The organism is Massilia forsythiae (assembly GCF_012849555.1).
GTDB lineage: Bacteria > Pseudomonadota > Gammaproteobacteria > Burkholderiales > Burkholderiaceae_D > Telluria > Telluria forsythiae.
On sequence record NZ_CP051686.1, the window covers coordinates 1 to 15129 of the forward strand.

Below are 15129 nucleotides of genomic sequence, written 5' to 3' on the forward strand. Positions count from 1 at the left end.
GCGTCGACCTCGGCACGCCGGGCCGGCGCCAGGCGACCGTCGGCGTAGGCGTGCAGATCGGCTTCGGTGATCGGTAGGATGCTCATTTCACGACTCTCAATGGAACGACGGGCGCGCGGCCGTCCATCAACGCGCGCAATTTCTCGCGCGCGCGAGACAGGCGCGACATCACGGTGCCGACCGGGACGCCGAGCAGGCGCGCCACGTCTTCGTAGCGCATGTCCTCGAGCCCGACCAGCAGCAGGATTTCGCGCTGCTCTTCGGGCAGCAGGCGCAGCGCGGCGTCCAGGTCGCGCAGTTCGAGGCCGGCGCTCACGTGTTCCTGCGCGGCCGGCAACGGCGTGTCGTCGTCCAGCGGTTCGGTGTCCAGGGCGCCGCGCCGGGCCTGGTCGACGCGCAGGTTGTGCATGATCGAGAACAGCCAGGCGCGCATATCGCTGCCGCGCCGCCAGCCGGACAGGGCGGTCCAGCCGCGTTCGACCGTATCCTGCACCAGGTCGTCGGCGGCGGCGCGATCGCCGACCAACGCGCGGGCATAGCGCCGCAGGCGCGGCAGGCAGGCCAGCAGGTGGTCGGCGGGATCGTCCGGCACGAAGGACATCGGCGCGCCGGCTCAGTAGCCGCCGGCCGCCAGTTTAGGGTCGACCTGCCAGGTTTCGTTCACCAGCTTGCCGTCGCGGTAGGTCAGTACGTATCGCACCTTGACTTGGACCTTGGCGTCGAATTGCACGGCAGCCGTCACGGTAGCGCCTTTCGGATTAGCCGACTCGCTCGCGTTCAGGACGGTAACGCGCGCAGGGCCGGCGGCGGCATTGAATTTGTCCCATACCGCGCCGATGGATGCAGTCCCGTCGTAGCTGCCGTCGAGCGGCCCGCCCACCCAGATCAGCCGCGCGTTGTCGGCATAATCGCGCAGGATGGCAGCGCGGTCCGCGGCGCCGATTGCGGTGAAATGCGCTTGCGCGGCGTCCAGCGCCGGGCCGGCCATGGCATGTGCGGCGGTGCCTGTACAGGCGATTGCGAAGATGATGTGCTTGATGGTCATATGGGCTTCCAGTCAGAATATCGCTAAAAAAGGCCGCGAGAAACATGTTCTCGTATGGATAAACGAGTCCGGTCGTGTTTTTATTCCGTTCTCGCGCAACTTTTTTTCGTATATTGCCGATGCAGGCGTGGAACGAAGCAGCTTAGCTCACGCTCTGCGCTGGCGTGCGCCGATGCAGCGTCCGGCTGACGCGATAGCCGATAATTTCATCTTGATCCTCGTGCCGATCTGTTTACGATGCCGCTGCGATTAGGGACCTGCTCATAATCGATACCTTCATCACGGACAAGACCGGCATGCTCACCGTGGGCAGCCCAACGTCTCATTCGGGTATGGCTGCCCCCGATGGCAGCGCGCAGGACGTACCGCGCATCGCGGCCAGCGTTACCGGAATAGCGAGCATCCGCTGGCCCACGCGATCGTCGTCGCGACATGAAAACGTGGCTCGACGCTGTAAAAGCCGGCTCGCTTTGAATCATCCAGCGGCGATGGCGCGCGGATTTGTGGAAGACAGCTGTAAGGGCCGGCTATCCAGCGTGAATCAGCGACGACTACTCGGACGCTTCACATCTGTTCGCCGGGAGGCGACGTTGACGCTAGCCAAGCGGCGAGTACGACAAACGCCAGCAGTACGACAGCTTCTACCCAAAGAATACGCTTGGAACGCGCTGGGAACCAGGAGCGCTGCACGGTAGCGCACCACCCCGGCGCGCAACCCGAGGATGGCGCCCAGCGCCGCCGCCATCCCTACGGCCATCAGCCTGATCGGGCCGGATTGTGCGACGCTTATGTAGCTTCCGAACACGAGCAATGGAACTGCAAATATGCCTCCGCCGGCGCCTATGAGCGACAGGATCATGCCGACTGCCAGGCCGAGCGACAACGGAATCAACATAATGACGCCTCAGGCCGCGCGCAGCCTGGAATATTTATATAAATAAATAGATTGTTTGTGCTTGAAGAGGATGAGAACGACAGGAAGGCCATCGGACGGCGCCGTCAACCACCGCGCCGCTCGTGATCCCTAAGCCCGGCGCAATCAAGTGCTGATGCTCTGCATTCATTTCGTCCAAGTGCCTTGACACGAGCCGCGCTCCGTCGCCGGCAATGGAGATGTGGATGCCACGTCGAAAACGCGCCAGTTCCATGTCCTTACTAAGGCCGATCAGCGAAAGGCTGGGTGGATGAACGGGGAGGGGGCACTTCGGGCGTCATTCGGGACGAAGAATGACAGGTTATGCCGTAAAGCCTCTTTCGATCGGCTTTCAAGGGGGGGCCGGCTTGTCGAGTGAAAGTTGTCGCAGCTTTAGCCGGCATTACGGAAGAGTGACGAGACCGCGTAAGACAGGCGCCCCAAATATCTGACATTATAGAAGTAATGTCAGAAGATTGGAGCGGGGCGCTCGTATTCATACGTTTTACGTAGTATTAAACTACAGTATGGAGATCGAGAAATGGGCGAGCACAATATTGATATGGAATCGCTACACGCTGACGTCGACGCACTTCGTGAACGCTTTCCAAAGACCACTGATCTTTACCGCGAGGCGTGCGCCGTCATGTTCTTTAGGTACGGTATGACCCCAACGACAACAGCGTGAATCGCCCCGGCTTTCGTGGAGGCCGGTTAGTGTGGGTCAGGCCGGGATGGCTTGACCGCTCAACTGCTTGTAATAGTTTGCCTCAGCTTCGGCCGGCGGTATATAGCCCAGCGGTTCAAGGAGCCTGTGGTGGTTAAACCAGGATACCCATTCCAGCGTGGCCAGCTCGACGGCTTCTCGTGTTTTCCAGGGGACGCGGCGGTGGATCAGCTCAGCCGGACCTGTCAGAAATTCTGTGTGCGGGGCCAGAATTCGTAATTAGATAATTGCGTTCGTAAAGCGCTCGCCGAACATGATGGCGAACTGGTTGGCAGCCTGCTTCCAGGTACGCTGCGGCATCTTCCAATCTTTCTCGATATTGCGCAAGGCCAGAAACAACAATTTGGTCGCAGCTTCATCGCTGGGGAAGTGGCCACGATTCTTGACGATCTTCCGAAGGCGCATATGCAGGCTTTCGATGGCGTTGGTCGTGTAGATAATCGTGCGCACTTCCGGCGGGTAGGCAAAGAACGGAATCACCTGCTGCCATTGGCGCCGCCACATGGCAGCCACGGTCTGGAACTTGGTACCCCATGGGCCTGCCGCAAACGCGTCCAGCGCCGCTTCGGCCAGGTCGGCGTTGGCGGCGTGGTAGATCGGCTTGAGCGCCGCTGCCAACTCCTTACGGTCCTTCCACGCCGCAAGCGTCGTCGAATTGCGGATCAGGTGCACGATGCAGGTCTGGATCTGCGCCTGCGGATAAACGGCTTCAATGGCTTCCGGGAAGCCACGCAGGCCGTCGACGACGGCGATCAGGATATCGTCCAGTCCACGGTTCTTGAGTTCGTTGAAAACCTTCAGCCAGAACTTGGCACCTTCGGTCTGTTCGATCCATAGGCCCAGAACTTCTTTGCAGCCATCGGCACGAATGCCCAAGGCCAGGTACACGGCCTTGTTCTTGACCGTGCCTTCGTCCCGAATCTTCAGGCGCAATGCGTCGAAATACACGATCGGATACATCGCTTCGAGCGGCCGTTGCTGCCACTGCGCGACCTCTTCGAGCACCTCGTCGGTGATGGTTGAAATCAGGTCCGGCGATACCTCGGTGCCGTACAACTCCAGCAAGTGCGCCTGGATTTCGCGCACGCTCATCCCGCGCGCGTACATGCTGATCACGTGATCATCAAAACCGGACATTCGGCGCTGATGTTTAGCCACCAACTTGGGCTCGAAGCTCGACAGGCGATCGCGTGGAATGTCCAGATTGAGCTCGCCGCCTGGCGTGAGCACCTTCTTCGGGCTGCTGCCGTTGCGGTGGTTTTTGCTGCCTTGCTCTTCGTTGGCCAGATGGTGATTCAGCTCGGCCGACAGCATGCGTTCGGCCAGCATCTTCTTGAGCTGCCCGGCCAGGCCCGCCTCGCCAAGGATCGATTCGGCATCCTTGTTCTCAACCTGGGCCAACAACTGGTCGATCAGCTCGACAGGGAACGGGTACGCTGCTTTTTGTTTCTTGGGCTTCTTGGTGGTCATCACTTCGGTCATGGAACAGTCCTTTCGGCATTATTTCATGACCCCGTTCCACACAGAAATTCTGACAGGCTCGCTCAGCCTTGTAAAGCCCATTGATCGTCTCGGCCAAAGCGTTATCGTAGCTATCTCCTTTGCTGCCCACAGACGGCTCAATGCCGGCTTCTGCCAGACGTTCGCTGTATTTTATCGATACGTATTGAGAGCCCCTGTCGCTGTGGTGGACCAGCTCGTTTCGTTCGGGCTGACGCGCGTACAGCGCCTGTTCCAAGGCATCGAGCACGAAGTCGGTCCGCATCGAGCTGCTGACCCGCCAGCCGACGATGCGCCGGGCAAAGACGTCGATGACGAAGGCCACGTACACGAAGCCCTGCCAAGTCGAGACGTACGTGAAATCGCTGACCCACAGCTGGTTCGGCCGCTGTGCCTTGAACTGGCGGTTGACCCGGTCGAGCGGACACGGCGCCTTGGCATCGGCAACCGTCGTGCGCACGACCTTGCCACGCATCACGCCGCGCAGGCCGGCCTTGCGCATCAGGCGCTCCACGGTGCAGCGGGCCACGTCGGTTCCCTCACGCCGAAGTTGGCGCCAAACCTTATCAGCCCCGTAGACCTGCATGTTCGCCTGCCAAACCCGCTCGATATCGACGCTCAGCACGTCGTCGCGCTGAACGCGTGCACAGCGCAATGCCGGGTTGCGCTGCCGGGCTGCGTGGCGCTAGTAGCCCGACGGCGCGACCTGCATCACCCTGCAGATCGGCTCGACGCCGTAGACATGGCGGTGGCGGTCGATGAACGCTCTCACGACTTGAAGTGGCGGCCGAGCTCCGCCTGGGCGAAAAAAGCACTCGCCAGACGCAGGATCTCGTTTGCCTTGCGCAGTTCGCGCACCTCTCGCTCAAGCGCCTTGACGCGCTCCTCTTCCGCGGTAGTTGGGCCAGGACGCTGGCCGGTATCACGCTCCTGCTGGCGTACCCAGCGGCGCAGCGTCTCTGGCGTACAGCCGATCTTGGCCGCGATCGACGTGATCGCGGCCCACTGTGACTCGTACTGGCTGCCGGCTTCGCTGACCATGCGCACGGCACGCTCGATGACCTCGGAGGGATACTTGGGTTGTTTCTTCATGACTCCATTCTCTCAAACAATGGAGCCTCTACAAAACCCGGGGCGATTCAATCACTCCTTCCGTTGTAACTGAGTGAGTGCTTTCGATCGCCCAGATTTCCAGCCAGACACTGCCAAAAACTGCGAAGAAAATTGCTCCAATTGCACGCAAGGCTCGAGTGGAGCCTATTGTCATTTCCGTCATTCTATTCGCTCCTAGTGTGCAGTGGCTGTTTTCGGCCTATTTATTTTTCAAACATGACGGTCCGCTTGTGGCCGAAATCGGCCGGTCGAGTCAGCATAGCAGGTTGCCCGGTTGAAAATCCCGCGGTGGCCGCGACAGGCTAGTACCGACCCAGAGTGGACCTAAGGAAAAACAAAATCTGATTCCCACTCTGGCATGCCGATAGAACGTGTCCTTAGAACGATGCCACGAATCGTTTCTATAAAAGCAGTTCGGTTCGATGCTAGCTTGTGCAACTCGGCAGCTCGTTGCGCTAATGCCTTCTCCCATCCGTACTGCATACGATGCGTGGGCACTGACTCGAACGCTGCCCTAGCGCCCGCAATGTCGCCGCCGATGGCCAGCACCACCGCGTAGTAGTAGTCATCCCAAGCTCTCCGACGACCGCTAATTCGGTAATACGAAGCTGCTCCTTCTAGGGTTGCGAACTGCGTGCGCAGCTTTTCGACTTCATCTTTAGCCCGTAGCGCCAGTCCATGCGCATCTTGCTCAAAGCTTTCGCTTCCAGTGGCATCAATGAACGGCACATCGACCCGGCTACCAATATTGAAGGCGCCCACACTTCCCTCGTAGAGAAGCCAATTGATTCCAACGTTCAGATAGCTGCCCTTTGACCATGAGCTTGGCTGAAACTCCACTTGAATGGTCCACCATCCATGATCATCAATCCAGACCCGTGATTTTCCTTGCCGTACCAGACCGAGTGGCTTGAGCACTTGGCGAGCTTGTGAGGTTATCACTGCGTTGTGGTCAGTTGGCATCGTTCGATCCGTTTCATTCTTATCCAAGCCCATGCACCGACGGCCGCTTTTGGCCGATCCACGCCCTCTGGCCAAGCATAGCAGGTTGTCAACGTGGAAAAGTCACGTATAGTCACGAAGGACGGGAATCGACCCTAAGCGGACGTTGATTGACACAGAGTTAGCTCCATCGCTTCAAAACTCGATAGCAATAAAAAGGCATTACCACCCTTAGTTGCCCGTTAGGAAGCAGAGAAACCGCTACCCGGTTTGAATCCCAGCGCATCCAAGCAGATGTGTTCTGGGTATAGAACCGGATGCCGTTGCGATCGAAATATCGAGTAAATTTGAGAGATTTCAAGAAGGAATGAAGTGCATCGCGCGAAAGATCATCCACCACTCCATACACTGGCAAGCAAATCAAAATTGATGGCAACATGCCAGCAAGTCCACATAGTGTCATCGACCGCACCGTGTTGGAATCTACGTGTGCCCACGTCAACAATGCTTTGCTTAAACCCAGGATTCCAACGACCATGCTCGAAACGATTGCCCAGTCACGCTTCGAGGCTAGCGCCGCAAAGCCGACAAACTGCTTGTAAAAAAAACTGGTCTTTACCATGACTTAAAGTTGGGGTTACTGTTAAACGGAAGCAGCTTTGCTGCTCGACGATATGCACCGATCCACTGGCCGGCCCTTATCGATAGCAGATGGTCGGGCCAGCATAGCAGATTGCCAGGGTGAAAATCTCTTGCACTGTCACGAACGTCCGCTACCGACCCAAAGCGGACGGACTGTTTCGATATCAGCTAATCTGCCGCTCACCATGCAACGCTCCAACACATACGTTACGCGAATCGGAAAGCTATGTGAAGCGCAATATGGGCTGAAACGCACGGTCGAAACGTCTAGAAATCGGCGTCGTTTCCCTATCCTTGTCGCAATCTATGCGGAATTTTCGGCGTCTTGACCGGCAGCTCGCGACCCGTAGCGGACACTGCAAAAACGTCCTACCGTGCTTTCGGAAACTACGAACCCTTCAGAAAAAGTGCCATTAACAGCTGAACTACCAGCTGAAGAAGCAGAAGATTGGACAGTCGCTCTCGAGCAGGCCCAGTAAGCAGATGCTTCGTAGCGAAACCTTGATGGAAAAACGAGGCCACGGACCAAATCACTAGCGCAACGATTGGATTTATCAAATGAACTGCTGAGCTACCTACCTGTCCCAGCTATCCGGACGGTTGTCTTGCCCCCAGTGGATTGCTACTTGACCTCCGCTATCCGTCTGATAGATTTCGAAGGCGGCAATAGAGAATATTGCAACTACTAAAAGCCCGTTAAACAAAGTGGCACGTCGATCACTCATAAGCGTTTGTTCATCTGTCATTCGTTATGTCTGCTTCTGGACGAATCCGGCCGGTCGGCCAAGCTTAGCTTAGCAGGTTGCCAGGTTGAAAATCCAGTGGTGGCCGCGACGGGCCAATACCCACTCGAAGCGGACCTTGCCGCTTTTTTTACGTGGTGTAATTAGCAATGTTAAAGTTTCGTTAACTATTCTTTTGATTCGTCTTGCAAGAACCCGAAAGGGCTGGGGATGGTGAAATGTACGTAACACGACCGTCGCAGAGGGAATATGTGACTCGAACAGGAAGAGCATTGCCGCCAATTCGGGCTGTGTGCAAGAGCTTATGTTCGGGTGTATCGCTGTACAACCTAAGTTCCGCTATCGCTGCTTCGCCAGTCGGCGTAGTAATCTCGATTGTTGCGCCGACCATGAACAATGTGTGAACTCGGCCGTTAGAAGGCAATATTCGAGAGGCGGTTTCTATACCGAATTCGTTTTGAACGGAAATTTGATAAGAGGCTGAGGCAACCAGTGGTTTAGAGGTTGAACATGCTGAGAGGGCAATCAAAATAGGCAAAACGAGCATGCGCATAATATCTCCTAAGGAAGTAATTGATGAATCGCCACGAGTTTTCTAGACACTCATCAGCTACCAAGAAGCCATAGTGGCCGCGCCGGCCGATATCGACCCGAAGTGAACTTACGTGTTTAGACTCGTGGGATCATGTACCCACCCGTAGCTGGCCGCTCTTCAAGGCCAGGAACGTTTTGCGTACACTGTTTCAATCTGATCTTTCGCCGACAATTCAATGACCCAAGCGCTGCACAGCCAAGCCCGCACTACTCACCTGATTCGCGAGGAAATTAGGAACTCGACGCTACCGCAAGCCGAACTGGCCAGGCTGTACAACGTTACGCGCCAGACTATCCGGAAGTGGCAAAACCGCGATTCGCCGGAAGACAAGTCGCACGCTCCGGTCAAGATGTACACCACACTTTCACCTGAACAGGAACTCATCGTGGTAGAGCTGCGCAAGACGCTGCTGTTACCGACCGACGACCTACTGGCGATCACGCGTGAATTCGTTAATCCTGCCGTTTCCCGCGCTGGTTTGGGACGCTGCCTGCGTCGTTATGGGGTCTCGGACCTGCGCGACCTGGTCGAGCAGGAAAACGCTGCGCCGGTCACGAAAAAGACCTTCAAGGATTACGAGCCAGGCTTCGTACACATCGATATCAAGTATCTGCCTCAAATGCCCGACGAAACGTCACGGCGTTACCTGTTCGTCGCCATCGACCGTGCCACGCGCTGGGTCTACATCGGCCTGTACGCCGACCAAACCGACAGCAGCAGCGTCGATTTCCTGGCGAAGGTGCAGCAGGCCTGTCCCGTCAAGATCATCAAGCTGCTGACCGACAACGGCAGCCAGTTCACGGATCGCTTCACCGCTGGCAGCAAGAAAAAGGAACCCAGCGGCACGCACGCGTTCGACCGGCTGTGCAAACAGCTTGGCATCGAGCACCGCCTTATTCCGCCTTGTCACCCGCAGACCAATGGCATGGTCGAGCGCTTCAACGGCCGTATCAGCGACATCGTCAATCAAACACGTTTCGGCTCAGCCGCCGAACTGGAATCGACGCTGCGTAATTACGTCAAGATTTACAACCACTGCATTCCGCAGCGAGCCCTCGACCATAAAACACCTGTTCAAGCACTCAAAGACTGGCACGAAAAACGCCCCGAATTGTTCAGGAAACGCGTGTATAACCAGGCGGGTCTTGACACTTACGCAAAGCAGGCAGCGACCTGCAGAAGGTGGACGTGGTACAGGTATTGATCGAGGCCATCGACTGCGCCAACGTCTTTGAAAGCTGCAGCGTGCTGCTGCGCAAGGGCGAAGAGCTGGGCATCATGGCGCGTGCATTGGCCGCGACGATCTGCCGTCGCTCCTGATCGTGCGAGAGGGATTCGGATTGAAGCCGATGGATATCCATAGCGGCTTCGTGTATCGGCGATGAATCACTGAGGCAATCACCTGGGCATTTCTGTCATGGCTGGCCGGTGGCGGATGTGTGCGGCGCCGCTTCGGGCGTTAGCACGACTTCGACGTAATTCTCTTTGTCCAGGAAGCGCTGCGCCGTACGCCGCACATCGGCCACCGTCAGTTTGTCGACCTCGTCCAGGATGGTCAGTAGGCGCGCCGGGTCGGTGCCGTCCAGCAGCGATGCCTGCAAGTTCTGCAGCCAGTAGGTGTTTTCTTGCTGCCATTGACGGTAGCCCTGGCGCCAGTTCGCCTTGACCTTGTCAAGTTCTGCCTGGGAAGAGCCATCGGCCCTGAGCTTGTCGATCTCTGCGAACAGTGCGGTGGTCAACTGTTCGATGTTGTCGGGACCAGTTGTCAACCTAGTGGCGATCTCGTAGTGCTGGTAAGGAATGCGCTGTAGCGAGGCATTGAACTGGCCGCCGTAAATCAATCCGAGTTTCTCTCGCAAGACGCTATTGACGCGCAAGTTCAAGACTTCCTTCAAGGCGTCCATGCGCAGCGCTTCGGCCGGTGACCAGTCAGCCGGACCGCTGAAAGTAAGGGCCACCACGCTCTTGGGGTCCTTGCCGGCCGCCAGCGTTTTCCGTACGACGCCTCTGGAGGGACGCAGGCCGACATCGCGGTAGTCCGTCGCTACGTCGGTGACGGGCAAGGTACCCAGGTAGGCGCCGACCAGCGGCTTGATTGCATCAATCTCGAAGTCCCCAACGATGACGAAGGTCAAGCCCTTGGCGCTGGCGAAGCGCTGGCCATCCATGGCCAACGTCCGGTCCAGGCTGATGCGGGCGATTTCCCGGGATGTCGGTGTACGTTCCTCATACGCATGACCGGCATAGAGCGCGTCGGTGATGGCATCCTCGAAGCGCCCTTCGGGCGTAGCCGCTGCGGCACGGGTCGCCTCCGTGACATTGTCGATGAAGTTCTTGTACATCGTTTCGTCACGGCGGGCGCCGGCAAAGCGCAACGAGACCATCTGGAACATTGTCTCCAGGTCGTCCGGATCGCTGCCAGAACCACCCGCGATGTCGTCCGTATAGCGGTTGATTCCTGCGAACACATCGGCGTTACGGCCCGCCAGGATTTTTTGCAGGTCGAACGGTCTGTAATTCTTTATGCCCATCGACCGTACCGCGGCGCCGGCGAATTTCGCGCCCAGGACATCCGAGGCGTCGAACAGCGTGCGTCCGCCGTAACGTTGGGCGCCGAGTAGCACTTGGTCCTTACGGAAATTGGATGGCTTCAGGATGACCTTGACGCCGTTCGACAGCGTTAGACGTGTCAGTCCGAGTCGCTGGTCGCGTGTTTCTGCAACGATCACGCCTGGCTTAGCCGGACGGTCCATTAGCCGTGACCCCAGGACCTGTTCATCGCGGTTCGCAAAAGTTGCTTTGCCGGTAGCGGCCGAGGCGGCCTCGGCCAGCAACTGCGGCACAGTTGGCGCGGGAGCGGACCGGGTTTCGCCGACGAAGGCGATCAGCTTGGCGGCATCCGCCGGAAAGGCCTTGGCAGCGGCGGCATTGACGTCGGCCACGCCGATCGTCGGCAGGATGTCCTGCACCAAGCGGTATTCGGCCTCGATGCCCGGAATTGTCCCGCCGATCAGGAAGTGCTGCAAGTACTCCGTAGCATACTGCGCGGAATCAGTTGTGCCTCGTTGGTTGTAGGCCTGCTCGTAAGTCTTCAACACCACCTTGCGCGAGCGCTCAAGTTCCGCTGTTGTGAAACCGGATTGGCGTATGCGCTGCTGTTCTTCCTGAAGCGCTGCCAGCGCCGGCTTGGCGCCGCCTGCGCCGAGTTGGGCGCCGAGCAAAAATTGCTTATTGCGTCCCATAAGCTGCATTTCGCCACCCCATGCGCCGATAAACGGCGGGTTCTCCTGTTGCGTGCGCTGGACGAGGCGCATATTCAACAGGACCGAAAACAGCTTGTCGACCGTTTTGGTGCGAAAGCTGCCATAAGTTCCAGGATCTGCTTCGCTGCGCACCGGATAGTACAGGTTCAGGGAGTTGGCGGGAATGTCATTGTCGGCGAAGACGAAGGCGTCGTCGGTTGTCCGCGCCGCGATGGCCGCATAGGTGCGCGGCCGTTCTTGCGCTGGATTGGTCAGGCTTGAGAAATGCGCTTTGATGAGCGATTCGGCCTCGGCCGGATCGATGTCGCCAACCACTACCAAGGCCATCAGGTTGGGACGGTACCAGTCGCGGTAGAAACGCCGTAGTGCCTCCGGCCTGGCGTGGCGGATCGTCTCTTCCTGCCCGATTGGCAGGCGCCGGGCATAGCGCGAACCGTTGAACTGCTGCGGCAGCAGCGCCTTGAACGCGCGCTCCTGTGCATTCTTGTGCACCCGCGCTTCCTCGAGGACGATGGGGCGCTCCTTGTCGATGTCCTCGTCCTTCAACGTGACGCCATGGGCCCAGTCCTCCAGCACGGTGAATGCAGTGTCGATATTTTCCTTACTGTCGGTGGGCACAGGCAGCATGTAAACCGTTTCGTCGAAACTCGTGAATGCGTTCAGGTCAGCGCCGAATTTGACGCCGATAGATTGCAGGTAAGAGACCAGTTCCTGCTTCTTGAAATGCGTGGAGCCATTGAATGCCAGGTGTTCGACCATGTGCGCCAGGCCCTGCTGGTCGTCGTCTTCGAGTACCGACCCCGCCTTGACCACCAACCGCAGTTCGACGCGGTGTGCGGGCTTGCCGTTGCGCTGGATATAGTAAGTCAGACCGTTCGCCAGTTTGCCCACCTTGACTTGCGAACCGATCGGCACCGGTGCTTGCAAATCGAGGGCGGCGTGGACGGGGAGGGAAGACGCGAAGATCGCGGCGAACAGGGCATTACGCAGACGCACTGGCATGTAATCGACTTCGAGATGATGATTGGATCTGTATCCTAGCCGAAGTACCTGCCTGAAAATCATCGGATTGTCACCGACGGCAACAAAATTCGACCGTCAAATCGCCGAGCTGCAGATCTATGCTGCTAATCCTCAATCGGTTCATCCGATTACGTACGCCTACGACAGTGCCGGTGGTCATACACATACCGTAATTGCCTGTGATTTGGGGAATTACGAACTGCGCTGATTTGTGCCATAAAGCCATGGCACATTGCACGATCTTGTTGCTACCTGGACAAGTCGCTCCGGCGCCCTTAGACCGTGATGGTTGTGGCGAACTTTATTAGCGCGCGAAATCCGCAGGTCTAAAACTAGTTCAAAAATCCGACAAATTTTCTACCAAAGCCTTCGGTTCGGTTGGTTTACTCAAGGGTGGCCAAGTAAAGTGGTTTTCGCAACGCATCTTCGTTTTCGGATTCTATCCACATTTTCTGTGGAAAACGTGTCGTTACATAAGCTGGAAACGGCTCTCCAGGCTGCTCTCGCTGGTATGCCAATGAAATAGGCAAAGTGTCGCGTCAAGCTAGCTTCTACTTGCACTGCATAACCGGGATGCTTTTATTTGCAGAACGGCATGCTACCTAGACTGCTTTTTCGCAAAATACTTGGCGCCTTCCTCAACCACACGCCTGGTCTTGGCCTGTACGTAGATGGCGGTGGTGGCACTGTCCTTGTGGCCAAGTACGGACTGGGCGACATCGAGAGGCATGCCATCGGCCACGGCCAGAGTTCCGAATGTGTGCCGTAGAGCATGGGGTGACGCTTTTGATAGGGCAGCCAGATCCTCGAGACTGAACCCTCTCTCTACAGTATGGTCGAGGCGCAAACGCTTGATCGCGCTCTGAAACAGTTTATATAGGCCGTCCGTCGTGTACCCAGCGTCCTTGTGGTTGGCATGTCGTTCCTGGGCCGCATCGTGTGCCGGCACAACGACTGGCGCAATCAAGTATCCCGCCGCGCCTTCCGCATCGAAATCCCGTTGTCGGTCTTGCCAGTGCTTGCGCAGGGCGTCGACGGTGCGGCTGCTTACCGGAACGACGCGATAGGCATCACGTTTGCCGAGGACCGTCAGCTCGTAGACGTCAGCACTCCAATTACTACGTCGCAGGGCGCTGCGCTGTGCACCCGCCGCTTCGGCCCGGCGTACTCCCGAATCACCCAACAGCAGCATCATGGCCAGCGCAATCCGGTCCTGGATGTTAGACGGGTCGTTGCTACGTACGTTCAAGCGCTCAATGACGTCGTCCCAGAGAGGCTGAGAAAGTGCCTTTTCGACCTGGATCGGATTGACCGCGGTCGGTACCTTGGGAAAATCCACGGCCGACCAAGGGTCACCGGCCAGGTAGCGCACCCCAACCAGGTATTCGAAGGCGATCTTGATCACGAGGACAGCTTGCTTTTGTGATGCTGGCGACAGGGTGTTGGTTGAAAACGGCCGCCACCTTGCCGAGTTCCGTGGCGCCTTGACGCCCACGAAGCGCACGCTCGGCGTCTTCAAAAAATCCTTGTACTGCTCACAGTCCGGTACAAGCACAGACGATAGCGGCTTGCCCAGTTCAAGGATGCACCAGAACAAGAACCGCTCGAGCTCCTTGGTGTAGGCACGCAGGGTGTGGGGGCGGTCGCGGAAGCGGTATAAATAATTGTTGATGGCTTCGAGGTCGTTGGCGGCGCCGATGTAATTAAAACGGGTATCGCGGTTGATGCCCTCGGATCCATCGAGCCAGGAGGGCGCCGCCAAGCGATCGATCGGCGCCATCGGGCCGTCCATGCTCGGGGGCACAACCACCTTTGGTAGCCCCGGGATGGCGACCAGATCACTAGCGTAGGTGGTACCAAGGGTCTTTTCGTGTTGTTGTACCCAGGTGTGCATGACTTGGGCGCGTTTGGCACCGATGCGGCGCAGGCCGCGGTACCAACTGGGGCCGCGGTTGGTCATGATGCGGGTGAGGTCGGCTAGGGTATGGATGTGTTCTGACTTGAGGGCTTTGGCGGTCAGGGGTCGGAACCACTGCGATATAGGCTGATTCGGCTGCGGAATCGGCACGGGTGCATCAGCGGCCTTGATCAGTATCTCCAGCGCTTTGGTAGTGATCGATCCGCCGCGGCGCGCGCCCTGCAGGATTTCGGCTGTTGCTGGGTTGTTGACGATGCAGCGCTCGATGAGGTCGGCGCGCATGGCAAGTAAAAAGCGCTCGAGGCCCATCTCGACTTGCGGGCTGTCTTCGCTGTAGTAGAGGTCGGCGATTTTGGCGATAGGGATTTTGAGGCAGTGGGCGCGCAGGGCGGTGTAGTCGCTGCGGTTATAGGCGGCAGGGGCCAGGAGGATATCGGTGTGCTGGGTCATGGGTTGGCAACGTGCAGTGGGCTGAAGCGTGCTGATATGGCGCGGGTCGGCATTGGGAGGCGAATTTGGGTGGATTGGTCGGACAAACGCTGTTTCACGCCAAGATTAGCATAAAGCCTTTATTGATAATTAGGATTATCAGGCAATATATAGACTAAAAGTAATGGCGCGCGGGCCTGTGATGAATGTTACAGGATAACGATTGGGTGGATATATTGAGGTGCTGGGCGCCATCGCCAGCACGTAATTCAAGGG

General features: G+C 57.7%; 8 protein-coding genes, 3 pseudogenes and 1 other annotated feature. Of the genes and pseudogenes, 1 reads left to right on the forward strand and 10 read right to left on the reverse strand.

The window, feature by feature from the left end; translation table 11 throughout:
- Positions 1 to 82: 82 nt before the first annotated feature.
- The 8 genes and pseudogenes from HH212_RS26365 to HH212_RS26395 all read right to left on the reverse strand — a co-directional run bounded on the left by HH212_RS26365 (position 83) and on the right by HH212_RS26395 (position 6862).
- The gene (locus tag HH212_RS26365; RefSeq protein WP_141839144.1) at positions 83 to 601 is read right to left on the reverse strand and encodes an RNA polymerase sigma factor; all 519 of its coding nucleotides are present in this window, start codon (positions 599 to 601) and stop codon (positions 83 to 85) included.
- A gap of 12 nt (positions 602 to 613) precedes the next feature.
- Positions 614 to 1045, reverse strand: coding sequence for a nuclear transport factor 2 family protein (locus HH212_RS26370; RefSeq protein WP_141839142.1), 432 nt, complete (start codon positions 1043 to 1045; stop codon positions 614 to 616).
- 664 nt (positions 1046 to 1709) lie between these two features.
- Positions 1710 to 1940 (reverse strand): annotated as a pseudogene (locus HH212_RS27570) (sulfite exporter TauE/SafE family protein); the annotation flags it as partial.
- Positions 1941 to 2682: 742 nt separating this feature from the next.
- Positions 2683 to 2862: pseudogene (locus HH212_RS26375) on the reverse strand (IS3 family transposase); the annotation flags it as partial.
- Between the two features lie 42 nt (positions 2863 to 2904).
- Positions 2905 to 4155 (reverse strand): IS256 family transposase, encoded by a 1251-nt coding sequence (locus HH212_RS26380; RefSeq protein ID WP_170205774.1) that lies wholly within the window; start codon positions 4153 to 4155, stop codon positions 2905 to 2907.
- A 73-nt stretch (positions 4156 to 4228) separates the two neighbouring features.
- Positions 4229 to 5277, reverse strand: a pseudogene (locus HH212_RS26385) (IS3 family transposase); the annotation flags it as partial.
- Positions 4883 to 4999: a sequence feature (AL1L pseudoknot), on the reverse strand. (Overlaps the previous pseudogene by 117 nt.)
- Positions 5278 to 5622: 345 nt before the next feature.
- Positions 5623 to 6261, reverse strand: coding sequence for a hypothetical protein (locus HH212_RS26390; RefSeq protein ID WP_170205722.1), 639 nt, complete (start codon positions 6259 to 6261; stop codon positions 5623 to 5625).
- Positions 6262 to 6421: 160 nt separating this feature from the next.
- A complete protein-coding gene (locus tag HH212_RS26395; protein WP_170205723.1) occupies positions 6422 to 6862 on the reverse strand; it encodes a hypothetical protein in 441 nt (146 codons plus the stop codon).
- Between the two features lie 1533 nt (positions 6863 to 8395).
- On the opposite strand from HH212_RS26395, the gene HH212_RS26400 reads away from it, so the two are divergent.
- Positions 8396 to 9424 (forward strand): IS481 family transposase, encoded by a 1029-nt coding sequence (locus tag HH212_RS26400; RefSeq protein WP_170205724.1) that lies wholly within the window; start codon positions 8396 to 8398, stop codon positions 9422 to 9424.
- A 211-nt stretch (positions 9425 to 9635) separates the two neighbouring features.
- On the opposite strand, the gene HH212_RS26405 is transcribed toward HH212_RS26400, so the two are convergent.
- Complete coding sequence (locus HH212_RS26405) at positions 9636 to 12485, reverse strand: M16 family metallopeptidase (protein WP_170205725.1); 2850 nt, start codon at positions 12483 to 12485, stop codon at positions 9636 to 9638.
- Between the two features lie 619 nt (positions 12486 to 13104).
- On the reverse strand, positions 13105 to 14874 hold the full coding sequence (locus HH212_RS26410; RefSeq protein WP_170205726.1) for a site-specific integrase: 1770 nt from the start codon (positions 14872 to 14874) through the stop codon (positions 13105 to 13107).
- Positions 14875 to 15129 lie beyond the last annotated feature (255 nt).